17 protein-coding genes and 1 pseudogene are annotated in these 22,939 nt (G+C 71.9%); 8 read left to right on the top strand and 10 right to left on the bottom strand.

Annotation, left to right across the window (positions count from 1 at the left end):
* Positions 1 to 8: 8 nt before the first annotated feature.
* The 10 genes from ACIA8L_RS40660 to ACIA8L_RS40615 form a co-directional block, all read right to left on the bottom strand.
* Positions 9 to 1,217: an ATP-binding protein gene (locus tag ACIA8L_RS40660; RefSeq protein ID WP_395913110.1), complete on the bottom strand. Its 1,209-nt coding sequence runs from the start codon at positions 1,215 to 1,217 to the stop codon at positions 9 to 11.
* 280 nt (positions 1,218 to 1,497) lie between these two features.
* Positions 1,498 to 2,469, bottom strand: coding sequence for a hypothetical protein (locus tag ACIA8L_RS40655; protein WP_395913109.1), 972 nt, complete (start codon positions 2,467 to 2,469; stop codon positions 1,498 to 1,500).
* Positions 2,470 to 2,629: 160 nt separating this feature from the next.
* Complete coding sequence (locus ACIA8L_RS40650) at positions 2,630 to 5,839, bottom strand: UvrD-helicase domain-containing protein (RefSeq protein WP_395913107.1); 3,210 nt, start codon at positions 5,837 to 5,839, stop codon at positions 2,630 to 2,632.
* A 36-nt stretch (positions 5,840 to 5,875) separates the two neighbouring features.
* Positions 5,876 to 7,129, bottom strand: coding sequence for a metallophosphoesterase (locus ACIA8L_RS40645; protein ID WP_395913105.1), 1,254 nt, complete (start codon positions 7,127 to 7,129; stop codon positions 5,876 to 5,878).
* Positions 7,130 to 7,133: 4 nt separating this feature from the next.
* Complete coding sequence (locus ACIA8L_RS40640) at positions 7,134 to 7,370, bottom strand: MoaD/ThiS family protein (RefSeq protein ID WP_395913103.1); 237 nt, start codon at positions 7,368 to 7,370, stop codon at positions 7,134 to 7,136.
* 4 nt (positions 7,371 to 7,374) lie between these two features.
* Positions 7,375 to 8,397 carry a GTP 3',8-cyclase MoaA gene (moaA, locus tag ACIA8L_RS40635; protein WP_395913102.1) on the bottom strand — a complete coding sequence of 341 codons (1,023 nt, stop codon included), beginning with the start codon at positions 8,395 to 8,397 and terminating at the stop codon, positions 7,375 to 7,377.
* Positions 8,398 to 8,416: 19 nt separating this feature from the next.
* On the bottom strand, positions 8,417 to 9,277 hold the full coding sequence (locus ACIA8L_RS40630) for a fructosamine kinase family protein (RefSeq protein ID WP_395913100.1): 861 nt from the start codon (positions 9,275 to 9,277) through the stop codon (positions 8,417 to 8,419).
* A complete protein-coding gene (locus ACIA8L_RS40625; protein ID WP_395913098.1) occupies positions 9,277 to 9,720 on the bottom strand; it encodes a hypothetical protein in 444 nt (147 codons plus the stop codon). Before ACIA8L_RS40625 ends, ACIA8L_RS40630 begins: the two co-directional genes overlap by 1 nt.
* Positions 9,692 to 11,344, bottom strand: coding sequence for a GTPase (locus tag ACIA8L_RS40620; RefSeq protein WP_395913096.1), 1,653 nt, complete (start codon positions 11,342 to 11,344; stop codon positions 9,692 to 9,694). Before ACIA8L_RS40620 ends, ACIA8L_RS40625 begins: the two co-directional genes overlap by 29 nt.
* Positions 11,341 to 13,152, bottom strand: a complete 1,812-nt coding sequence (locus ACIA8L_RS40615) for an ABC transporter (protein ID WP_395913095.1) — start codon at positions 13,150 to 13,152, stop codon at positions 11,341 to 11,343. The genes ACIA8L_RS40620 and ACIA8L_RS40615 overlap by 4 nt, the downstream gene beginning before the upstream one ends.
* Before the next feature lie 227 nt (positions 13,153 to 13,379).
* Here ACIA8L_RS40615 and dnaK point away from each other — a divergent pair, with 227 nt between their 5' ends.
* The 8 genes and pseudogenes from dnaK to clpB all read left to right on the top strand — a co-directional run bounded on the left by dnaK (position 13,380) and on the right by clpB (position 22,904).
* The gene (gene dnaK, locus ACIA8L_RS40610; RefSeq protein WP_395913093.1) at positions 13,380 to 15,257 is read left to right on the top strand and encodes a molecular chaperone DnaK; all 1,878 of its coding nucleotides are present in this window, start codon (positions 13,380 to 13,382) and stop codon (positions 15,255 to 15,257) included.
* Between the two features lie 59 nt (positions 15,258 to 15,316).
* Positions 15,317 to 15,940, top strand: a pseudogene (gene grpE / locus ACIA8L_RS40605) (nucleotide exchange factor GrpE); the annotation flags it as partial.
* Positions 15,941 to 15,964: 24 nt separating this feature from the next.
* Entirely contained in the window at positions 15,965 to 17,188 is a 1,224-nt protein-coding gene (dnaJ, locus tag ACIA8L_RS40600) for a molecular chaperone DnaJ (RefSeq protein ID WP_395913091.1), read from the top strand.
* On the top strand, positions 17,175 to 17,627 hold the full coding sequence (locus tag ACIA8L_RS40595) for a heat shock protein transcriptional repressor HspR (protein ID WP_395913089.1): 453 nt from the start codon (positions 17,175 to 17,177) through the stop codon (positions 17,625 to 17,627). Before dnaJ ends, ACIA8L_RS40595 begins: the two co-directional genes overlap by 14 nt.
* Positions 17,628 to 17,915: 288 nt before the next feature.
* The gene (locus ACIA8L_RS40590; RefSeq protein WP_395913087.1) at positions 17,916 to 18,347 is read left to right on the top strand and encodes a hypothetical protein; all 432 of its coding nucleotides are present in this window, start codon (positions 17,916 to 17,918) and stop codon (positions 18,345 to 18,347) included.
* Positions 18,348 to 18,490: 143 nt separating this feature from the next.
* Entirely contained in the window at positions 18,491 to 19,057 is a 567-nt protein-coding gene (locus tag ACIA8L_RS40585; RefSeq protein ID WP_395913085.1) for a DUF1707 domain-containing protein, read from the top strand.
* The gene (locus ACIA8L_RS40580) at positions 19,054 to 20,217 is read left to right on the top strand and encodes a hypothetical protein (protein ID WP_395913083.1); all 1,164 of its coding nucleotides are present in this window, start codon (positions 19,054 to 19,056) and stop codon (positions 20,215 to 20,217) included. Before ACIA8L_RS40585 ends, ACIA8L_RS40580 begins: the two co-directional genes overlap by 4 nt.
* A 92-nt stretch (positions 20,218 to 20,309) precedes the next feature.
* Positions 20,310 to 22,904, top strand: coding sequence for an ATP-dependent chaperone ClpB (gene clpB / locus ACIA8L_RS40575; protein WP_395913081.1), 2,595 nt, complete (start codon positions 20,310 to 20,312; stop codon positions 22,902 to 22,904).
* Positions 22,905 to 22,939 lie beyond the last annotated feature (35 nt).

Raw genomic sequence — 22,939 nt, 5'->3', positions numbered from 1 at the left:
TTGGGCGGCTACTCGGTGGGCTGGGTGCGCAGGTAGCGGGCGAAGTGGGGGACCGTGAAGGCGACCGTGCCGCGTTCGCCCGAGTAGATCAGGCCCTTCTTGATCAGTGCGTCGCGGGCCGGTGACAGGCTCGCCGGCTTGCGGGCCAGCGTGCGGGCGATCTCCGCGGTCGGGACCGCCTCGGAGACGTCGACGGCCGGCAGGAGGGTGGCCATCGTGCGCATGTACTCGCGTTCGGCCGGAGTTGCCCGCTCGTAGCGGGAGCCGAAGAAGCCCACCGCCAGCTCGGCCTCGGCTTCCGGAGCGGCCACGCGGACGTCGGCGGCGGTGATCGGGGAGCGGGGGGCGTGGTCCCACGTCGCCTTGCCGTAGGCCTGGACGAAGTACGGGTAGCCGCCCGAGGCCTCGTACAGCGCGTCCAACGCCTTCGCCTCGTATTCGACCTCCTCGCGCTCGGCCGGGGCAGTCAGCGCCAGGTCGGCGGCGATCCGGTCCAGGCGGTCGATGCGCTGGTAACGGAACAGGCGCTCCGAGTAGGACTTCGACGCCGAGAGCAGCGCGGGCACGTGCGGCAGGCCGGCGCCGACCACGATCAGCGGTGCGCCGGTCTGGGACAGCTCGTGGCACGCCGCGCACAGCGCCGAAATGTCCTCGGCCGACACGTCCTGCAGCTCGTCGATGAACAGCGCCACCCCGGTGCCCACGTCCGTGGCCACGCTCGCGGCGTCGGTGAACAGCTCCACCAGGTCGATCTCGATGTCGCCCGAGTCCGCGCGGCCGGTGGCCGGTGGGGCGTCGATACCGGGCTGCCAACGGTCGCGCAGCTTCGACGGGGGTTTGCGGGGGTCCTCGCGCAGGGCGAAGGCCTTGAGCACCCCGAGGAACTCGTCGATCCGCTCGGGCGCGCGATGGTGGGGGGCCAGTTCGCGGATGGCCATGTGCAGGGCGGCGGAGACCGGGCGGCGCAGGGACTGGTCGGGCCGGGCCTCGATCTTGCCGGTGCCCCACAGGTGCGAGATGGCCTCGGAGCGCAGCGTGTTGAGCAGGACGGTCTTGCCGACGCCCCGCAGGCCGGTGAGCATCAGGGACCGCTCCGGCCGGCCGCGGGCCACCCGCTCCAGGACGACCTCGAAGGCGTGCAGCTCACGGTCGCGACCGGCGAGCTCCGGTGGGCGCTGACCGGCCCCTGGCGCATAAGGGTTGCGGATGGGGTCCACGAATCGCACAGTATCGGGCTATCTAGCGCGCAGGCTAGAACCCCGTAGAAGAACCTCTACGGCGTGTCGTCGTGCGATATCTAGCAGTATCTAGCGCGGGCGCAAGACAGCCTTATAGGACGCCATCGAATGTGCCCCCGGTGACTCCCGAAGACTACCGAACAGCTGTTCGATGGCTGGCTCGAACTAATGTACTACACCCCAACGGGTGCCCGTCGCAAGGGGGCCGGAAAAACACCAAGGCCCCGGCAAGCGCCGGGGCCAAGGGTAAAACCGCAGGTCAGGTCCGCAGTTTGAGGCAGAGCACGAAGTCGTTGGAGTCGACCGGGCTGTCGAAGAAGTAGTCGTGCGTATACCCCTCGGTGCCCTTGCACTTCGCGGTGTCCTTGGTGTTGGGGATGCGCTTGAGGACCTCGTAGGCACCGGGGGCGCACTGGACCTTCTGCATCTGCGGCTTCTCGTTGCTCGTGCCGACGTTCTTCAGGCACTCGCCGATCTTCACCGACGCCGCGTCACCAGCCTGCACGCCGGCCTTGGACGCCGAGGCGTTGGCGGACGGGTTGCCGGACTGGTTGCCGCCGCCGGCCGGGGTCGAGGCGCCGGGCTGGGTCGAGGACTGGGCGGCCGGCGGGTTGTTGTCGGTCTTGCCCTTGTCCTTCGACACGTAGTAGTAGAGGCCGACGCCACCGCCGCCGAGCAGGAGCAGGACGAGGATCGCGACCAGCGCGATCGTGCCGCCGGAGCGCTTCTTCTGCTCCGGCTCCGGGGGCGGGCCCCACTGCGGCTCGTCGTTGTAGCCGCCGGGCTCGTTGCCATAGGGCTGGTAGCCGCCACCGGGGGGCTGCTGGAAGGTGCGGTCGTCCCCGTAGCCGCGCCGGTCGTCGTAGCCCTGGTCGGGGTAGCCGCCCTGGTTGCCGTAGCCCTGGTTGCCGTAGCCACCGCCACCGCCGCCGTAGCCGCCGCCACCTCCAGCACCGCCGTAGCCGCGGTCGCCGTAGCCACCGCCGCCACCCTGGTCGTAACCGCCCTGGTCGTAGCCGCCGCCACCACCTTGGCCGTAGCCGCCGCCCTGACCGTAGTCACCGCCGCCGCCACCACCGCCCGGGCGTCCGCCACCCTGGCCGTAGCCCTGGCCGCCTCCACCCTGGCCGTAGCCCTGGTCTCCGTAGGGGGGCTCCTGCTGACCGCCCTGCTGCCATGGGTCCTGAGGTTGACCCTGGTACGGTCCGCCCGGCGGTCCGTAACCCGACATGATGTCCTCCTGGTCCTGCGGCCGGTGGTCGGCTTGGTGAGCCTATCGACGCCAACGCCCCCACGGTAGCTCCCCACCCCACCCCCTTGACCTCACGGATCCACGCCAAAAAGCGTTCAAAGGGCGACCAAAGGCCAGGTGAAAGCCCCGCCAAAGCCGGTCAGATCAGGCGCAACTGTCGATCTTTCGGCCTCCGCGGCGCGGCCGGGCCGCGCCGTTCCAGCAGGCCCGGATCGATAGGTGCCAAGAACGGCGTCGGCGCCATCTCGCGCTCCGAGCCGAAGCGGAACCGCGTGCGGCTGTGCGACACGAAGAGCCGGTCCTGGGCCCGGGTGAGGCCGACGAAGAACAGCCGGCGCTCCTCGGCGATGTCGTCGTCGGTCTGCTGGGCCCCGGCGTAGGGCCGCAGCGGCAGCAGGCCGTCCTCGGCGCCGACCAGGAAGACGACCGGAAACTCGAGGCCCTTCGAGGCGTGCAGCGTCAGCAGGTTGACCCGGTCGGCCCGCGGGTCCCAGCCGTCGACCTCGGCCCCGGTGGCCAGCGCGCCCAGGAACTCGTCGAGGTCGCTGCCGGCCCGCAGCGCGAGCGGCGTCATCAGGTCGACGGCGTTCCACACGTCGGACTCGTTCAGCGTCATCAGGTCGCTGTCCAGCGTGCCGCAGCGACCGGCGACGACCTGGCCGGCCAGGCGGACCCGGGCCGCGATCGAGCCGCCGAGGCCGTCGGCGTAGCGCAGCTCGCGGGCGATGGCGGCGACGCCGGGGCGGTCGAGCAGGCGGTCGTGTGAGCGCTTCTGCACGGGTACCCCGGCCCGGCTGAGCGCGTCGACGATCGGTGCGGCCTGCGCGTCGGTGCGGTACAACACGGCTATATCGGAGAATGACATCGCGCCGACGCCGGCCCGGGAGTCGACACGTCCGTCGTGCGATCGGTGCGACAGGCCGCCGACCAGCTCGTCCACGGTCCGCACGACGAAGTCCGCCTCGTCGGCGACGGAGTTGGCCGGGTAGAGCCCGACGACCGGGGCCTCCAGGTCGAGCCGGGCCGGATCGAGCCGGCGGCCGGGCACCAGGGTGGTCGGGGCGATCGCCTGCACCGCGGCGGCCAGGATCGGCGCCGACGAGCGGTAGTTGCGGGTCAGCCGGACCACGCGGGCGTCGACCTCGGGCGTGGAGAAGTCGCCGGCGAAGCGCAGGAAGAACGACACCTCGGCGCCGCGGAACGAGTAGATCGCCTGGTCCGGATCGCCGATCGCGCACAGGTTGCCGCCGGGCGGGCAGAGCAGGCCGAGCAGCTCGTACTGCACCGGGTCGACGTCCTGATACTCGTCGACGAAGATCCAGCGCCAGCGCGACCGGTAGAGCGAGACGAGGGACGCGTCCGCCCGCAACATCGAAACCGTCAACGTCAGCAGCTCGTCCAGCGACACCAGGTCCCGGGCCCGCAGCGCCTTCGCGAGGGTCTCCCGGGTCTCCGGCTCCATCGCCGCGAGGGCCTTGCGGGCCTCCCGCTCGGTCAGCGGCTCCAGCGCGGCCAGCAGGTCGGCCTCCTCCGCGATCCGGAACTGCGGGGTGAGCCCGGCCGCGGCCGCGTGCTCGCGCAGGATCTGCAGGCCCAGCGCGTGGAACGTGGAGACGGTGACGGCCTCGGTGACCGGCCCGAGCAGCCCCTCGAGGCGCTCGCGCAGCTCCTCGGCGGCCCGCCGGGTGAACGTGATCGCCAGGCACTCCTCCGGATAGACGCCCAGCTCGGCGCAGAGGTATGCGACCCGGTGGGTCAGCGTGCGGGTCTTGCCGGTGCCGGGGCCGGCGACGATCAGCAGCGGGCCGCCGGGGGCCGAGGCCGCGACCCGTTGCAGCGCGTCGAGGCGGTCGAGCAGCCCGGTTCCGACCTCCTCCATGCCGGCCAGCATCGGCTCGAGCGGCTCGTGCGGAGACGGGGGCGCGGAGATCGGCGGGGGCGGCGGCGCGGCCTCCGCGGGTGCCGTCCGGCGCCGCTTGGGCTGAGCTTTCGGGGCCGATTCGGCCTTGCGCTGCTTTGGAAGGACCGGCAGGGGTACTTCGAACAAAGCGTCTTCCTGAGCACCCGCACGCAGCTCGGAGGGCTCGAACAGGCGGATGACGCCGTATTCGCCGTCATAGCCGGGCGTGCGGTGCACCTGCCCCCGCCGCAGCCGCGCGATCCCCTCGCCGAGCAGCTCCCCGCCGACCCGGGTGATGTCGTCGATCGGCACCGTGCGCAGGATCGACAGCTCGGACCCGAGCTCGGCCACCAGCGCCGAGAGCTTCTCGTCGACGGTCTTCGACTTCGGGCCGACTCCGTTGATCTCGCCGAGGATCTCGTGCAGCTGGATCAGGTGGGTGACCCCGGGGGCGGCCGCCGGCGTGTAGCCCTCCGGCCGGTCGGCGAGCTCCTCGACCCGGTGCAGGACGCCGACGGTGAGCGGCTTGCCGCACTCGGGGCAGCGGCCCTGCGCCTCGCGGGTGCGGGCCGGAGGCCAGTTCACGTCGCAGGCCCGGTGCCCATCGGCGTGATACTTGCCCTCCTCCGGGAAGAACTCGAGGGTGCCGACGAGGCCGTCGCCGGTGCGGAGCATGTCGCGCACGCCGGTGTAGGACAGCTCGCCGGACAGCAGCGTCGCCTCCCGGGCCAGCGCCGGCGCGGAGTGCGCGTCGGAGTTGCTGACCAGCCGGTACTTGTCCAGGGACGACACCCGCCAGTTCATCTCGGGGTCGGAGGAGAGCCCCGTCTCGACCGCGAAGATGTGCTCGGCGAGGTCGGCGTAGCAGTCGGCGATCGCGTCGAACCCGGACTTGGAGCCGAGCGCCGAGAACCAGGGTGTCCAGATGTGCGCCGGCACGAGGAAGCCGTCGGGGCTCGCCTCCAGCGTGATCTCGAGCAGGTCGCGGGAGTCCAGGCCGAGGATCGGGCGGCCGTCGGAGCCGAGGTTGCCGATCCGGCCGAGCGCGGTGTTGAAGCGCTCGACCGCGTCGAAGTCCGGCTGATAGATCAGGTGGTGGACTTTGCGGGTACGGTCGCCCCGTTTGTAGATCGTCGAGATCTCAACGGACAGCATGAACCGCGCGGCCGTGTCGGGCGCGCCGAGGCGGGCCGGCAGCCGGCGCAGGACGTCGGCCTCGCGGTCCGGGTGCAGCCGGTAGAGGCCGGGCTCGGCCGGGACCAGCGCCTCGCGCAGATGGTCGAACCAGGCCGGGTGGGTGAAGTCGCCGGTGCCGAGCAGGGCGATGCCCTTGCGCCGCGCCCACCAGGTGAGCGTCTCGATGCTGAGGTCACGACTGCACGCCCGGGAGTACCTCGAGTGGATGTGCAGGTCCGCGACGAACGAGTCGGAAGCGGCGTTCGAAGGCACGCTGCATCCTGTCACAGGCGCCCCACCCGTTACCGGCTACGCGCCGTGCAACTCAACGATCGAGATGTCCGGAGGTGCGCCGAATCGCACCGGCGGGCCCCAGAAGCCGGCGCCGCGGGTGACGTAGACCTGGGTCCCGTCGACCGTGCCGAGCCCGGCCACGATCGGCTGCTGCAGGCCCACGAGCAGGTTGAACGGCACCATCTGCCCGCCGTGGGTGTGCCCCGACAGCTGCAGGTCGACGCCGTGCTTGGCGGCCTCGTGGGCCTGGATCGGCTGGTGGGCGAGCAGGACCACGGGTCGGTTCGCATCCCGCCCGTCGAGGGCCTTGGCGAAGTCGGGGCCGTCGCCGACGTCCTCGCCGCTGAGGTCGTTGACGCCGGCGAGGTCGAGCCCGAGGACGTCGACGCGCTCGTTGCGCAGGACCCGTACCCCCAGGGAATTGACCTCGTCGACCCACTCCTGGAAGCCGGAGAAGTATTCGTGGTTGCCGGTCACGAAGAAACTGCCGTGCTTGCCGCGCAGGTCCTGCAGCGGCTCGGCCGCGCTGCCGAGCTCGGCGACGCTGCCGTCGACCAGGTCACCGACGACGGCGACGAGGTCCGCGTCCACCCCGTTGATCATCCGGACGATCCGCTCGGTGTGCGAGCGGCCGAGCAGCGGCCCGAGGTGGATGTCGGACACCACCGCGATGCGGAACCCGTCCATGCTCCGGGGCAGCTTGGCCAGCCGGATCGGGACGCGCTTGAGGTTGGGGGCGCCCATGGCCTGGTACACCCCGATGCCCACCGCGCTCGCGGACAGCACGCCGGCGGTGACGGCCAGCGACCGTCCGAGCACCAGCCGCCGCGAGGCGTCAAAGCCTGGGTCGACCATTGGCGCCTCAGCGGCGAAAGCCCCGGCATCGTCTTTACCGGAAACGTCCGGCTCGTCGGAAACATCCGGATCATCGGAAACGTCGGGCAAGGCGGACGGTGCCGGCCGCGACCGGCGTTGCCAGAGCCGGACCGCAAGCCGCGGAATCTCCAGCATCGCCAGCGTCACCAGCAGGTAGAACATCAGCGCCAGCCACAGATAGCCGGGCCAGGCCACGATCGGCTGCTGCGCATGGGGCAAGGCGCGGGACAGCGCCAAGGTGGCCGGGATCACCAGGGCCAGCAGCACCGCGATGACGGAGCCGATGATCCGCCCGCGGCGCGACCGGGTCGTGTCCTTGACCAGGCGCTTCCACAGGTAGTAGTGAATACCGCCGACGACCAGCAGGACGACGGCCAGGAGGATCGCGATCAACGGCTCAGCCGCCCGCGAACGGCGGCAGGACGTCCACGGTCGCGGCCGCTGGCAGCCGGGCGTCCCGGTCGCGCCACGAGGTGCCGTCGACCAGGAACGAGCAGGCGGTCACCACACCGGCCAGCCGCGGCCGGTCGGCGGTAAGGGCCGCCACGAGCTCGCCGAGCGTCGCCGCCTCGACCTTCTCCTCGGGCACACCGGCGGCCGCGCGGGCCCCCGCGAAGTAGCGGACTAACAGCAACTGGTCATCCTCCGATGGCCGACATTGGCCGGGCCGGCTGCAGGAACTTCGGGTCGTCGATGCCGTGCCCGGCGGGCTTGGCCCACATCGCCTTGCGCCACAGGTCGGCCAGCTCCTCGTCGCCGGCCCCGGCCCGCAGCGCGCCGCGCAGGTCGGTCTCCTTCTGGCTGAACAGGCAGGAGCGGACGGTGCCGTCGGCGGTGAGCCGGGTCCGGTCGCAGGCGCCGCAGAACGGGCTCGACACGCTGGCGATCACGCCGACCCGAGCCGGCCCGCCGTCCACGAACCAGGTCTCGGCCGGTGCTCCGCCCCGAGCGTGGGAGTCGGGGGTGAGCGTGAACGCGGAGCGCAGCGCGGCCAGGATCTCGGCGCCGGTGATCATCTCTTCGCGGCGCCAGGTGTGCCCGGCGTCCAGCGGCATCTGCTCGATGAACCGCAGCTCGTAGCCGCGCTCGAGGGCGAACTTCAGCAGCGGCACGGCCTCGTCGTCGTTCACGCCCCGCAGCAGCACCGCGTTCATCTTCACGGGCACGAGCCCGGCGTCGGCGGACGCGGCCAGCCCGGCGAGCACGTCGGCGTGGCGGTCGCGCCGGGTGATCGCCTTGAACCGGGCCGGGTCGGTGGTGTCGAGCGAGACGTTGACCCGGTCCAGCCCGGCTTCGGCCAGTGGTGCGGCCAGGCGGGCCAGGCCGATGCCGTTGGTGGTGAGCATCATGCGCGGCCGATCGGGCAACGCGGCCACGGCCCGGACGATCTCGGTCAGCCCGCGCCGCAGCAGCGGCTCGCCGCCGGTGAACCGCACGTCGGTGACGCCGAGGCGGCCGACGGCGACGGCGATCAGCCGCACGATCTCGTCATCGGTGAGCAGTGACGGGTTGGGCAGCCAGTCCAGGCCCTCGGCCGGCATGCAGTAGGTGCAGCGCAGGTTGCACCGGTCGGTCAGCGAAACCCGCAGATCGGTCGCGACGCGCCCGAACCGGTCGGCCAGGCCGGCGCCGGGGGGTTCGCTCGCATCCGAACGGGTCATGCGTCGAACGGTACCCGCTTCAGAGCGCGCGAAGCAGTGCCCGGACCGAGTCCCCGTATGCGGCACCGAACAGCGCGGTGTGCACGAGCATCAAATACAGACGATGCAGCGGTACTCGCTCGAGCCAGCCGTCCGCCAGCGGCCACGCCTCCCGGTAGGCCGCGAGGAGCCGGTCGTGATGCGCGACCCCGCCCCACAGCCCGAGCAGGGCCAGATCGGTCTCGCGGTGCCCGCCGTGCGCGGCCGGATCGACCAGCCATCCGGTCCCGCGGTGGTCCCAGAGCACATTGCCCGGCCACAGGTCGCCGTGGATGCGGGACGGCGGCTCGTCACCGCCATATGCCGAAATTTCGGATATCACCCGCTCGACTCCGGCGATGTCGTTGCCGCTCAGTGCCTCCGTCGAAGCCGCGAGGAACGGCTGCAGGCGATACTCCGCGAACCACTGGCCCCACGGCCGCGTTGAAGGCTCGTTCGGAAGCGGAGACGTCCCGATATATCCGGCCCAGGGCGCCCCGAACGCGTCCGCGCCCGCGCGATGCAGGCCGGCCAGCCCGCGCCCGAGCTCCTCCGCGCCTTCCGGGGTCGCCTCACCGTGCTCGATCCACTCCAGGGCCAGCAGGTCCGGCAGTTCGGCGATGATCTCGGGCACCGGGACCGCCCCGGCCGCCCGCAGCCAGCGCAGGCCCGCCGCCTCGGCCGCGAAGAAGCCCGGGGGCGGGTCGGCCAGGGACTTGGCGAAGAGTGACCCGCCGTTGTCGAGCGTGAGCCGCTGGGCCGTGCAGATCGAGCCGCCCGGCACCGGCGTCTCGCGGATGCGCTGGTGCTTGATGAAGACGGGCAGCTGGCCCGGGTGCTCCCGCAGATACCGCAGGTCCATTACCGGGACTCTTCCAGACGGTGGGTGGCGGCGAGCAGGGGCGGCAGCAGCGCTCCCCCGATCAGGCTCAACAGGCTCAGGACCCGGTCGCTGGTGCCCATGTGCCCGGCGTGCAGGGCGTGGTAGCCGAAGTGCAGGGTGCCGAAGACGGCCGTGCCGATCCCGGTCAGCCAGCTCACCGCCGGTTTGTCGACGATCGCGGCGCCGATGAGGAACGTGGCCAGGGTCAGCATGGTGGCGCCCAGGTCGACGGTGAGGTGCTGGTTGAACGGCGGGTAGGACGAGGTCCAGTGCAGGCCGAAGCCCGGGAACGTGTCGAAGAAGTGCCGGGGCGCGGTGACGGCCCAGGCACCCCAGGCCAGGTTCAGCAGCCCGAGGACGGCGAACCCGAAACGGCGGCTCCAGCGGATATGGCTACGTAGCGGCGGCGGCGAGGGCGTCACGCGCGACATCGTACGAGCGCAGGACCTCCTCGACCGGGCCCACGATGTGGGTGCGGGCGACACCGGCGATCGCGGTGCGCATGCGGCGCTCGGCTCGGGCCCGGGCCCGTCTTGCGGCGAGTGCGGCGAATGGGCGTACCACCACCGCCAAAAGGAGACCGAAGAGCAGGCCGCCGCCGAGCAGCACGGTGGCCAGCGGAATGCCGGCACCGACCGTCGGGCCTTCGATGCTCGGCAGGCCCAGCAGGGCGAACGCCGCCCGTCCGGCCAGCCAGACCAGCCCCACCAGGGCGGTCGCGGCGCCGAGCCACTGCAGCGCGCCGACCAGCCCCCACCAGGCCGGCTTGCGGTTGAGCCCGAGGTCGGCCGAGGCGACGGCCACGTCGAGCGCGTCGGGCACGTCGTTGACCCGCGAGCGCGACGCCTCCGTGATCGCGGCCGGCCACGGCTCCGGCAGCCCCTCGGACGCGTGCGCGGCGACCTCGCGGGCGGCCAGGGTGACCGCGGCCTTCTGGGCGGCGGTCGACTCGGGCAGGGAGGTGGCTTCGGGGCGCGCGGTCGGGCCGGCCTCGAGGTGCAGGCGTTTCAGCGGGTCGGGGCGCAGGCGCCGGGCCCACCGCAGCAGCGGCCAGCCGAGGGAGGCCGTGGCCCGGTGCCGGTAGGTGCGCTCGGTCGCGGCGGCCACGATCGGGGCGCCGGCGGCCTCGGCGAGCGCGGCCGAGAGCCGGTCGACCGCGGGCTGCGGCACGCCGGCCGAAGCCCGGGCCACGACCAGGGGCTCGAGGGCCGCGACCGCGTCGGTGACGTCGCCGTTGAGGCGCAGGAGCGCGGCCTGGCGATCCGCGACCGTGCGCTCCAGCGCGGCCCGCAGCGCGCCCAGGCCCGGCTGGCCCTTGGCCGACGTGGCGAACGCGGGCACCCCGCCCAGGCCGTCGTTGTCGAGCAGCCGCCGCAGGTCCTCCAGCAGCCGCTCGGCGTCGGTGCGGTTGAGCCGGTCGGCCTGGTTGAGCACGACGACCGTCACGTCACGGTGGCGCTGGAACTGGGAGAGGTACTGCTGGTGCACGACCCGGTCGGCGTACTTCTGCGGGTCGAGCACCCAGACCACCAGGTCGACCAGGCGGAGCAGCCGGTCGACCTCGAGCCGGTGCCGGTCCTCGATTGAGTCGAAGTCGGGCAGGTCGAGCAGCACCAGCCCGCGCAGCGTGGCCTGGTCGTCGCCGTCGAGCGCGCTCTCGCGGGTGAACCGCCGGTTGGGGGGCACGCCGAGCCAGTCGAGCAGCGGGCCGGCCCCCTCTTGGCCCCACACGCAGGCGTGCGCGACGCCCGTCGTCGGCCGCCGGACCCCGACCCGGGACAGCTGAAACCCGGAGACGGCGTTGAACAGGCTGGACTTGCCGCTGCCGGTGGCGCCGGCCAGCGCGACGACGGTGTGGGCGCGGGACAGCCGGAGCCGCTCGCCGGACCGGTCGATCACCGTGCGGGCGGCGACGAGCCGGTCCTCCGGCACCCGGCCCTCGGCCGCGGCCACGAACCGCTGCAGCGCCTCGACCCGCGTCACCAGCCGATCGGCGTTCACCGGCGACTTCGGCATCATCTGCTTCACGCGCTCGACCAAGCTCATTGTGTGCGGTCCACCTCCGGCCGGGCCTGGTGTATTTCGGCACTGAGCGCGCGCAGCCGCGGTGACAGCGCTTCGTCGACCCCGGCGCCGGTGAGCGCGGCCCGGAACCGGTCCGACTCGGTGGCGAAGAGCTCGGCGACCCGCTCGCCGAGGTCCTGCCGGGCCCGCTCGGCCAGGGCGCGCACCGCCTGGTCGCCGAAGATCGCCTCAAGGACTTTTTGAGCGGCGATGGTGGTACCGCCGGCGACCGCGATCTCCGCGCCCGTGGGAATGAACGCGGTGGCGGCGAAGACGCTGACCATCACCAGCAGGCCGGTCGCGTTGACGGCGTAGGCGCTGGCCCTTGCGACCACCCGCTTGTCCCCGGCCTCGGTCCGGACCAGCTCGAGCACGGCCCGCTGCCAGTCCCGGACGAGCCGGTTGATGCGCTCGTCGAGGTCGGCCGAGGGGTGCACGAGCTCAGGTGCGGCGTCGAGCAGAGCGGCACCGGCCGGGTGGGCCCGCCACGCGGTGCCGGCCCGCTCGGCGGCGTCGGTCGCGGCCGCCTTGAGCAGCACGGCCAGGCCGGAGCCGAGCGCCTCCTGAAACCGCTCCCCCGGCGCCGGCCGCCCGGTGACCGCGGCGACGACCCGGTCGCGCATCTTGCCGACCCGGGCCTGCAGGGCCCGCATGATGTCGCCGGTGCCGACGAGCTCCTGCCAGCGGGCGAGGACCTCGCCGCGCAGCAGCGCACCGTCGTGGATGCCCTTCTCGACCGACTCGGTGGCCGCCCGGTAGGCGTGGTGCACGGCCTCGCCGAGCGTCCCGGCCGCCGCGACCTGGTCCTCGGCCGCGGCCGCGAGGATCACCACGTCGACAGTGAGCGCGTCGATCGCCCCGCCGACGGTCTGGCGCACCACGGCCGCGCGGGCCTCGGCGTCGCGGGCGAGCCGGCCCAGCCAGTCGTGCAGCGAGCCGATCTGGACCTCGGTGAGCAGTCCCTGGCTGTCGAGGCGGGTCTCCGGGAGCACGAACAGCGGCACCCCGCCGAGGTCGTGCTCCTCCAGCATCTGCTTGAGGTGCGGGCCGATCTCGTTGGCGGCGCCTCCGCCGGGGACCCGGTCCAGCACCAGCGCGACGGCGGTCCCCCGGTTGCGCGCGGTGTGCAGCAGCGTCCAGGGCACGGCGTCGGCGTAGCGGGCCGCGGTCGTGACGAACAGCCACAGGTCGGCCGCGGCCAGCAGCTGCCCGGCCAGGTGCCGGTTGGCGTCGACGACCGAGTCGATGTCGGGCGCGTCGAGCAGGGCCAGGCCCGGGCTCAGCGCGTGGGCCGAGACGACCTGCAGGGACCTCTGGTCCGCGCTCGGGCCGCTGGTGCGGGTCAGCGACGGCAGCAGGTTGGCCCGGGAGAACCACGACATGTCGGCCGGGTGGCAGACCAGCACCGGGGCCCGGGTCGTCGGGCGCAGCACCCCGGCCGGGCTGATCGGGGTCCGGACCAGGCTGTTGACCAACGTGGACTTGCCCGCGCCGGTGGAGCCGCCGACGACGACCAGCAGCGGGGCGTCGAGCCGCTCGAGCCGGGGGAGCAGGTAGTCGTCGAGCTGGGCGACCATGGCCGCGGCGACCGTGCCGGCCCGCTCGGCGCTCGGCAGCGGCAGGGCGAACCGGGTCGCCTTGACGGTGTCGCGCAGCTCGGTCAGCCGGGCCGGCAGTGAGTCGGGGTGACGCTCCTCACGCGGGCGCGGCGGACGTCCGGACGATGGGGGATCCGACGAAGAGGTCGGGCCCGTCGACCGGGCGGACACCGGCTCGCCCTGTGTGGTCACGGGTAAATCGTCCATGATGCGGCTCGTCAGCGCCATGCAACGGACGTAAGCATCAATGTGACCGAGCGCAACCGCACCCCGGGAATCACCCCGGCCGTCCCGGAGTTGCGTCAGACAGGCTCAAGGTTCCACTTGACGATCAGCGGTCTCGTGGCACTATTGAGTGACAGTCACTCAACTTCGCGGCCGGCGCTCCCCGTCGACCGTCTCATGGAGGTCAAGCAGCTATGGCACGTGCGGTCGGCATCGACCTCGGAACCACCAACTCGGTGGTCAGTGTCCTGGAGGGCGGCGAGCCCAGCGTCATCGCCAACGCCGAAGGTGCGCGCACGACGCCGTCGATCGTCGCCTTCGCCCGCAACGGCGAGGTGCTGGTCGGTGAGGTCGCCAAGCGCCAGGCCGTCACCAACCCGGACCGGACCATCCGCTCTGTGAAGCGTGAGATGGGCACCAACTGGGCCATCGACATCGACGGCAAGAAGTACACCCCGCAGGAGATCTCCGCGCGGGTGCTGATGAAGCTCAAGCGCGACGCCGAGGCCTACCTGGGCGAGCAGATCACCGACGCGGTCATCACCGTGCCGGCATACTTCAACGACGCTCAGCGCACCGCCACGAAGGAGGCCGGCGAGATCGCCGGGTTCAACGTGCTGCGCATCGTCAACGAGCCCACCGCCGCGGCCCTGGCCTACGGCCTGGACAAGGGCTCCAAGGAGCAGACCGTCCTGGTCTTCGACCTCGGCGGCGGCACCTTCGACGTCTCCGTCCTCGAGCTCGCCGAGGGGGTCGTGGAGGTCAAGTCGACCGCCGGCGACAACCGCCTCGGTGGCGACGACTGGGATGAGCGCGTCATCGACCACCTGGTCAAGACGTTCCGCGGCCAGCACGGCATCGACCTGGCGGCCGACAAGATGGCCATGCAGCGACTGCGCGAGGCGGCCGAGAAGGCCAAGATCGAGCTGTCCGCGGCCACCACGACGTCGATCAACCTGCCCTACATCACCGCCGGCCCCGACGGTCCGCTGCACCTGGACACCCAGCTGTCGCGCTCGGAGTTCCAGCGGATGACGCAGGACCTGCTCGACCGGACCAAGGTGCCGTTCGAGTCGGCCATCAAGGACGCCGGCCTCAACGTCTCCACGCTCGACCACGTCATCCTGGTCGGCGGCTCGACCCGGATGCCGGCCGTGTCCGAGCTGGTCAAGCAGATGACCGGCAAGGAGCCCAACAAGGGCGTCAACCCGGACGAGGTCGTCGCCGTCGGCGCCGCCCTGCAGGCCGGTGTCCTCAAGGGCGAGGTCAAGGACGTCCTGCTGCTCGATGTCACCCCGCTGTCGCTGGGCATCGAGACCAAGGGCGGCATCATGCACAAGCTGGTCGAGCGCAACACGACGATCCCGACCAAGCGCTCCGAGGTCTACACGACCGCGGACGACAACCAGCCCTCCGTGCTCATCCAGGTCTTCCAAGGCGAGCGCGAGATGGCGGCCTACAACAAGCGCCTCGGCACCTTCGAGCTGACCGGCCTCCCGCCGGCGCCGCGCGGTGTGCCGCAGATCGAGGTCACCTTCGACATCGACGCCAACGGCATCGTGCACGTGTCCGCCAAGGACCTGGGCACGGGCAAGGAGCAGTCGATGACGATCACCGGCGGCTCGGCGCTGCCGAAGGACGACATCGAGCGGATGATGCGCGACGCGCAGGAGCACGCCGACGACGACAAGCGCCGGCGCGAGGAGGCCGAGACCCGCAACCTGGCCGAGGCCCTGCAGTGGCAGACCGAGAAGTTCCTGGCCGAGAGCGGCGACAAGATCCCGGCCGACGCCCGCGACCAGATGAACGAGGCGCTGGGCGACCTGCGCAGCGCGCTCGGCGGCAACGACACCGAGCGGATCAAGGCGGCGCACGAGAAGCTCGCCCAGGTTTCGCAGCAGGCCGGCAGCGCCCTCTACGAGCAGCAGCGCCAGGAGGCCGCGGGTGACGCGGCCGGTGCCGCGGGCGCCGGTGCCACCGGCGGTGCGGGTGCCACCGGGGCCCAGGCCGGCACCGGCGGCCCCGAGGACGTGGTCGACGCCGAGATCATCGACGAGGACAACAAGAAGTGACGGATGCCAAGGAGCCGGCCACGCCGGAGGCGTCTGTAACCGAGGAGGGGGCGGTCGACGAGACCGCCCTGTCCCAGGCTGCCGAAGAGCCGGAAGACGAGGAAAAGGAAGAGGAGAAGCCGGTGGAGGGTGAGATCGTGGACGAGGAGTTCACGGTGCACGCACCCCAGCACCGTGCTGAATCCGACGACGAGCCCAACCAGGCTGCCGCACAGGGCACGACCGACGACGAGCACCAGCACGGGCTGGGCGCGGAGCTGGCCGCGCTGCGCACCGATCTCGACGAGCGCACGCGCGACCTGCAACGGGTCACGGCCGAATACGCCAACTACCGCAAGCGGGTCGACCGCGACCGGGCGCTGGTGGTCGAGCAGGCGAGCGCCAACGTGCTGGGCGCGCTGCTGCCGGTCCTCGACGACATCGACCGGGCCCGTGACCACGGCGACCTGGTCGGGCCGTTCGGGGCGGTGTCGGAGCAGCTCGTCGGTGCGCTGACCAAGTTCGGGTTGACCGTCTTCGGGGCCAAGGGCGACCCGTTCGACCCCACCCGCCACGAGGCGGTGGCCCATTTGACCTCGGCCGAGGTGACCGAGCCGACCTGCATCGACGTGATGCGGCGCGGCTACCTCCTCGGCGAGCGGCTGCTGCGACCGGCGCTGGTCGCAGTCGCCGACCCGGAGTAGACGAACGCTGGAGGAGGTGGCGCAATGAGTTCGAAGGACTGGTTGGAAAAGGACTTCTACGCGGTTCTGGGCGTCACCAAATCCGCTAGCACCGACGAGATCAAGAAGGCGTACCGCAAGCTCGCGCGTGAGCTGCACCCGGACCGCAACCCGAACAACGCGGAGGCCGAGGAGCGGTTCAAGGCGGTGTCGGAGGCATATGACGTGCTCTCCGACCCGGCGCGGCGCAAAGAGTACGACGAGATGCGGTCGCTGTTCGGCGCGGGCCAGTTCCGCCGCAACGCCCGGGCCGGAGGCCCGGCGGGTGCGGGCGGGCCCGGGTTCGACTTCACCGATCTGTTCGGCAACGCCGGGACCGCCGCGGGCGGCCCGGCGGGGCCGGGTGGAGACCGGCGCTTTGGCGGCGCCGGCTTCTCGGACCTGTTCAGCTCGATCTTCTCGGGCGGCGGAGCGGCCCCGGCGACCGGGCGGCGCAGCCGCGGCCGGGACGTCGAGACCGAGGTCGTCCTCAACTTCGTCGACGCGGTGCAAGGGGCGACGCTGCCCATCACCCTGCGCACCCCCGGCACCTGCGAGACCTGCCACGGCAACGGCGCGGCTCCCGGCACGTCCCCGCGGACCTGCCCGAAGTGCCGCGGCCTCGGCGTCGTGAGCAGCAACCAGGGCTCGTTCAGCTTCACCGAGCCCTGCCGCGAGTGCCAGGGCGTCGGCACCATCGTCGACGAGAAGTGCCCCGAGTGCCACGGGACCGGCGGGGTCACCAAGACCCGCACGATCAACGTGCGCATCCCGGCCGGGGTGGCCGACGGTCAGCGCATCCGGCTGGCCGGCCGCGGCGAGCCCGGGACCCGGGGCGGGTCGCCCGGCGACCTGTTCGTGCTCATCAAGGTCCGCCCCGACCCGGTCTTCGGCCGGGCCGGCGACGACCTGACGCTCACGGTGCCGGTGACGTTCGCGGAGGCCGCCCTCGGGGCCGACCTGCGCGTGCCGACACTCGACGCGACCGTGACGCTGCGGGTGCCCCCGGGCACGCCGAGCGGGCGGACGCTGCGGGTGCGCGGCAAGGGCGTCGCACGGCGCGACGGCAACGTCGGCGACCTCCTCGTGACGATCGACGTTCACGTGCCGGCCGAGCTGTCCGAGGAGGCTCGCAAGGCCCTGTCCGACTATGCGGCTGCGGCGCCGCCGGCTCCACGCGAGCGGCTCGACGCGATCGCACGGGAGCGCAGCAGTTATGAACAACGATGACGATGTCACCCGGGCTGAGGTGTTCATCAGCTTCGAGGCGGTCTCCGACGCGAAGGTCCTGATCATCTCCATCGCGGCGCGGCTGGCCGGGATGCACCCGCAGACCCTGCGGCAGTACGACCGCATGGGCCTGGTGCAGCCCGGCCGCACCTCCGGCGGCGGACGCCGCTACAGCGAGCGCGACGTCGCGCTCCTGCGCGAGGTGCAGCGGCTCAGCCAGGAGGAGGGCGTCAACCTCGCCGGCATCAAACGGATCATCGAGCTGGAGGCCATGGTCGGCGACCTGCGCCAGCGGGTGGCGGACCTGGAGCACGAGCTCGCGCACACGCGGGCCCGGCTGGCCCACATCGAGTCGGCGGGGTTCCCGCGGCGCGATCTGGTGCCGTCCAACCAGCATCCGACCGCACTGGTGGTCTGGCGCCCCACAAAGAACTCCTGAACCAGGTTTGCCCCCGGCCCGCCGGGGGCACCACAGAATCAGGGAATGGTGCGGTCGTTCCGGAGGCTGACCGGAGCGGCTACGCAAGGGGTGTGGTCACCTCGAGGGGCGTCTCGCGAGAGGCGCCCCTCGGTCTGTCCGCAGGCTTTGCGAGCCGCTGCCTGAACCGATAAATCACCCTAAATTAGAGTTTACCAAGAGTAAGCAGGCGGTCGCCTCTTCCCTTGGCGCCTTGTCCGGGCTAAGTTTCCGTCGGAAACCAGGACCCGCTGGCCACGGGAGCTGACGGTGAGCGTGACACAAGCGGGATTCCGGGGCTTTGAGAACCCGGTCGACCCTAGCCCTGCCGAGTTGAAGGCATGGGCCTACCACCCTGATGCCTCGCTGCTGCACACCATGCCGCCCGACTGGGACCTGCTGGTGGCCGGCGACCGACTCATCGGCACCCTCTTCGAGCTGGCGATGGACCCGGGCTGCCCGGCCCGCCGGTTCGCGCTGCACTGCATGTACATCTACGCCGCCGACGGCATCCGCACGCACTTCCGGGCCCACCCGAAGCGGCGGCTGAAGAAGTTCGTCGAGCAGGCCGAGCAGAACGGCGACGAGGTCTTGGCCACCTGGGCCCACAACGTCCGCATGCTGCTGGCCCGGCCCGACCTGTTCGAATACCACGACTGGTGCGAGGGCGGCCTCGTCCGCCAGCCCCGCCGGATCAGCTAAGCCGGCTCGCTGCGGGATATCTATGAGGCCCCGCCGCGGTTTAAGGTTTATGACGTGAGCGGTACGGAGCGAAGCGCAGTGGCCGCGATCTGGCCAGCTCGGCTTGGGCTCGGGCCGGCGCCGGAGCTTGCGGAGGTGTCGGCGTGAGCGACCGGCCGGACATGCGCATCTCCGACGCCGAGCGGGAGCTCGTGGTCGCCCAGCTCAACGCTGCCGTGGCCGAGGGCCGGCTCACGCTGGCCGAGTTCGAGGAGCGCGTCGACGGCGTGCTGCGCTCCCGCACCTATGGCGAGGTCGAGCCCTACGTCGGCGACCTGCCCCAGTCCGGCCCCGTCGCCGCCCCCGAGCAGCTGGAGATCCGCAACCAGGCGTCCAGCCTCAAGCGGGTCGGCCGCTGGACGGTGCCCCGGCGGCTGCTCATCGCCACCCGGGCCGGCTCGGTCAAGCTCGACTTCACCGACGCCCAGTTCACCACCCAACTCGTCGAGGTGCGGCTGGAGGCCCGGTCCAGCTCGATCGACCTGGTGCTGCCCCGCGGCGCGACCGCCGACATCGACAGCATCGCCCCGCACGCCAGCTCGCTGCAGCAGAAGGTGCCCGCGGCCTACGACGCCGCCGGCTCCGGCATCGTGTTCCGGATCGGTGGCGAGGTGCGCAGCAGCAGCGTCCGCGTGCGCTACCAGCGCAGGTTCTGGCGCTGGCGCTGGTGAGCCGGCGCCGGGCAGCCGTGCTCGCGCTCGCCGCGGTCCTGCTCGCGACGCTCAGCGCGGGCTCGTGCGCGCCGCAGAGCACCCCGGAACCGGCCCAGACTCCCGACGACGACGTGTCGTACGAGGAGGTCCCCACCGGCAACCCGAACGACAACCCGCGCGAGCGGCTCAACGTGGTGCCGGTGCCGAAGGGCACCTCGCCCCGCGGCGTGGAGTTCAGCGACGCCGGCACCGGCTATGCGCTGTTCTCCTCGTGCATTGCCGGCGGCGCCTGCCAGGCCGGGCTCGTGATCACCCTCGACGGCGGCTACAGCTGGGTCAACCGCAAGCTGCCGTTCGACGACGCGATCGACGTCGACATGCGGCTCGGTCGGGGCAACGTGCTGATCATCAAGGCGGCGCCGGACGGATACTTCATCTCCCGCGACGTGGGCCGGACCTTCGAGCGCCGCCCGCTCACTCCGCCGCCGGTCGAGCTCAACCTGGCCGACCAGCAGTACTCCGTCGGCTGCCAGGACACCGCCGCGACCGGCTGCCCCGACGCCCAGCCCTGGATCGTCGGCGCCGACGGCAACCGCGGCGCGCTGCCGTCGCGGCCGGCCGGGCCGATCGAGTGGACCGGGCTGACCGCGGCCGGGGACGGCACGCTGTGGCTGGCCGGGCGGCCCAAGACCGACACCACCTCCCCCGCGGGCGGCACCGCGATCTTCGTGTGGAGCAGCTCCGACAAGGGCCGCACCTGGAAGGCCCAGGCCAACACCCATACTCCGCAGGCCGGCGCGACGGTCCGCCCGGTGGTGGCCCCCGACGGGTCTGATGTGTGGCTGGTCGGGCCGCAGTTCGCCGCCGAGGCCGTCTTCAACAAGGACGGCTCGGTCGGGGGCTGGACCGAGGCGACCTCGATGCGTGAGGTCTCTCAGGTCTACAACGCCGAGGTGCTGATGAACCGCCGGCTCCTGGTCGCCAGCGGGCAGGGCGTCTGGGTCGTCGACGCGCAGCAGCGGGTCCGCGACACCGGGGCCCGGTTGATCTTCCGGCTCCGGCGGCTCGATGCCACGACGATTCTGGGGTATCCCGCCCAGCAGTCCGGTGACGTGTGGCTCTGCACCGTCGACATGAACGGGTGTGACTGGGCGCACGTGGGAGTCTCAGCGCGATAGTCCGATCACCGTGGGCATTTCTAACTTGAGTGGAATAGACTCAACCTCGTGGGTGTCGTACCTCCTGAAGGACGCACTGGAACGAGGAGTCAATGAACGCCGAACGCCTGACCACCAAGAGTCGCGAGGTCATCAAGGCCGCCGTGGACGCGGCGAGCCAGCGCGGACACGCGACTGTTGAGCCTTGGCACCTGCTGCTGGCGCTGCTGGACACGGGCGGCTCGACCGCCGCCGGCCTGCTGCGCGCCGTGGGTGCCAACCCCGCCGACGTGCGCCGCGCCGCCCTGCACGCCGTGGAGCGGCTGCCCAGTGCCCGCGGCTCGAGCATCGCGGAGCCCAACGTGGCCCGCGAGTTCGCCAACGCGATCGCGGCCGCCGAGCAGATCGCCCGCCCGCTGGGCGACGAATACACCTCGACCGAGCACCTGCTGGCCGGCCTGGCCCGGGTCGGCGGGGCGGTGGCGACGCTGCTGAAGGAGGCCGGTGCCACCGAGGAGACCCTGGTCGCCGCGTTCCCGCAGGTGCGCGGGGGCGACCGCAAGGTGACCACCGCGGACCCGGAGCAGACGTTCCAGGCGCTGGAGAAGTACGGCGTCGACCTGACCCAGTCCGCCCGCGACGGCAAGATCGACCCGGTGATCGGCCGGGACGCCGAGATCCGGCGGGTGATCCAGGTGCTGTCCCGCCGCACCAAGAACAACCCCGTGCTGATCGGTGAGCCCGGCGTCGGCAAGACCGCGATCGTCGAGGGCCTGGCCCAGCGGATCGTGGCCGGTGACGTGCCGGAGTCGCTGCGCGACAAGCGCCTGGTCAGCCTCGACCTCGGGGCGATGGTGGCCGGCGCGCAGTACCGGGGCCAGTTCGAGGAGCGCCTCAAGTCCGTGCTCGAGGAGATCAAGGGCTCCAACGGGCAGGTCATCACGTTCCTCGACGAGCTGCACACGGTCGTCGGCGCCGGCAAGGGCGAGGGCTCGATGGACGCCGGCAACATGCTCAAGCCGATGCTGGCCCGCGGCGAGCTGCGCATGGTCGGCGCGACCACGCTCGACGAATACCGCGAGCACATCGAGAAGGACCCGGCGCTGGAGCGGCGGTTCCAGCCGGTCGTGGTCGGCGAGCCGTCGACCGAGGACACCATCGGCATCCTGCGCGGGCTCAAGGAGCGCTACGAGGTCCACCACGGCGTGCGGATCACCGACGCGGCCCTGGTCGCCGCGGCCGCGCTGTCGGACCGCTACATCACCGACCGCTTCCTGCCGGACAAGGCCATCGACCTCGTCGACGAGGCCGCCTCCCGGCTGCGCATGGAGATCGACTCCCGCCCGACCGAGGTGGACGAGGTCGAGCGCAGCGTCCGCCGCCTCGAGATCGAGGAGATGGCGCTGGCCAAGGAGCCCGACGCGGCCTCGGCCGAGCGCCTGCAGCGGCTGCGGGCCGAGCTGGCCGACCGGCGGGAGCAGCTGACCGCGCTCACCGACCGCTGGCAGAACGAGAAGGCCCACATCCAGAAGATCTCCAACACCAAGGAGCAGCTGGAGCAGCTGCGCGGCGAGGCCGAGCGGGCCGAGCGCGACGGCGACCTGCTGAAGGTCTCGGAGCTGCGCTACGGCGTGATCCCGGGCCTGCAGAAGGAGCTGGAGCAGGCCGAGCACGAGCTCACCACCCTGCAGATCGCGGGCGCGATGCTCAAGGAGGAGGTCTCGGCCGACGACATCGCCGCCGTGGTCGCCTCCTGGACGGGCATCCCGGCCGGCCGCCTCATGGAGGGCGAGACGACCAAGCTGCTGCGCATGGAGGACTCGCTGCGCAGCCGGGTGATCGGGCAGGACGCGGCGATCCAGGCGGTCTCCGACGCGGTGCGCCGGGCCCGGGCCGGCATCGCCGACCCCGACCGGCCGACCGGCAGCTTCCTGTTCCTCGGCCCGACCGGGGTCGGCAAGACCGAGCTGGCCAAGGCCCTCGCGGGGTTCCTGTTCGACGACGAGCGGGCCATGGTCCGCATCGACATGAGTGAGTACAGCGAGAAGCACACCGTCGCCCGGCTGGTCGGTGCGCCGCCCGGCTACGTCGGCTACGAGGAGGGCGGCCAGCTCACCGAGGCGGTGCGGCGCCGGCCCTACACGGTGGTGCTGCTCGACGAGGTCGAGAAGGCCCACCCGGACGTCTTCGACGTGCTGCTGGCGGTCCTCGACGACGGCCGGCTCACCGACGGGCAGGGCCGCACGGTCGACTTCCGCAACGCGATCCTGATCCTCACCTCCAACCTCGGCTCGGACGTGCTCGCCGACGACCCGACGCTCACCGCCGAGCAGCGCCGTGACGCGGTCATCGCCGCCGTGCGGGGCCACTTCAAGCCGGAGTTCGTCAACCGGCTCGACGACATGGTGGTGTTCGACGCGCTGTCGCCGTCCGACCTGCGCTCGATCGTGGAGATCCAGCTCGCCGCGCTGGGCCGCCGCCTGGCCGACCGCCGGCTCACGCTGGAGGTTTCCGAGCCGGCACGTGACTGGCTCGCCAGTCTTGGGTATGACTCGGTATACGGCGCCCGCCCCCTGCGCCGCCTCGTGCAGACGTCCATCGGCGACCAGCTCGCCCGGGCCCTGCTCTCCGGCGGGATCAGGGACGGGGACCGCGTGCTGGTGGACCTGTCCGACGATCAGAAGTCACTACGCGTTCGCGCGGGCTAGAAGCTTTCGGCTGGTTGAGAGCGCCAAGGAGGGTG

The sequence above is a fragment of the Dactylosporangium sp. NPDC051541 genome, from assembly GCF_044454505.1.
In the GTDB taxonomy this organism is placed as follows: Bacteria; Actinomycetota; Actinomycetes; order Mycobacteriales; family Micromonosporaceae; genus Dactylosporangium.
Note: the sequence above shows the minus strand (reverse complement) of the source record. Positions and strands in the feature narration are given on the sequence as shown.

Excerpts from the sequence above, each read along its gene's own strand:
- ACIA8L_RS40595 (WP_395913089.1), top strand. The coding sequence starts at position 17,175 with ATGAACAACGATGACGATGTCACCCGGGCTGAGGTGTTCATCAGCTTC.
- ACIA8L_RS40620 (WP_395913096.1), bottom strand. The coding sequence starts at position 11,344 with ATGAGCTTGGTCGAGCGCGTGAAGCAGATGATGCCGAAGTCGCCGGTG.
- clpB (WP_395913081.1), top strand. The coding sequence starts at position 20,310 with ATGAACGCCGAACGCCTGACCACCAAGAGTCGCGAGGTCATCAAGGCC.
- moaA (WP_395913102.1), bottom strand. The coding sequence starts at position 8,397 with ATGACCCGTTCGGATGCGAGCGAACCCCCCGGCGCCGGCCTGGCCGAC.
- ACIA8L_RS40655 (WP_395913109.1), bottom strand. The coding sequence starts at position 2,469 with ATGTCGGGTTACGGACCGCCGGGCGGACCGTACCAGGGTCAACCTCAG.
- ACIA8L_RS40630 (WP_395913100.1), bottom strand. The coding sequence starts at position 9,277 with ATGGACCTGCGGTATCTGCGGGAGCACCCGGGCCAGCTGCCCGTCTTC.
- dnaK (WP_395913093.1), top strand. The coding sequence starts at position 13,380 with ATGGCACGTGCGGTCGGCATCGACCTCGGAACCACCAACTCGGTGGTC.
- dnaJ (WP_395913091.1), top strand. The coding sequence starts at position 15,965 with ATGAGTTCGAAGGACTGGTTGGAAAAGGACTTCTACGCGGTTCTGGGC.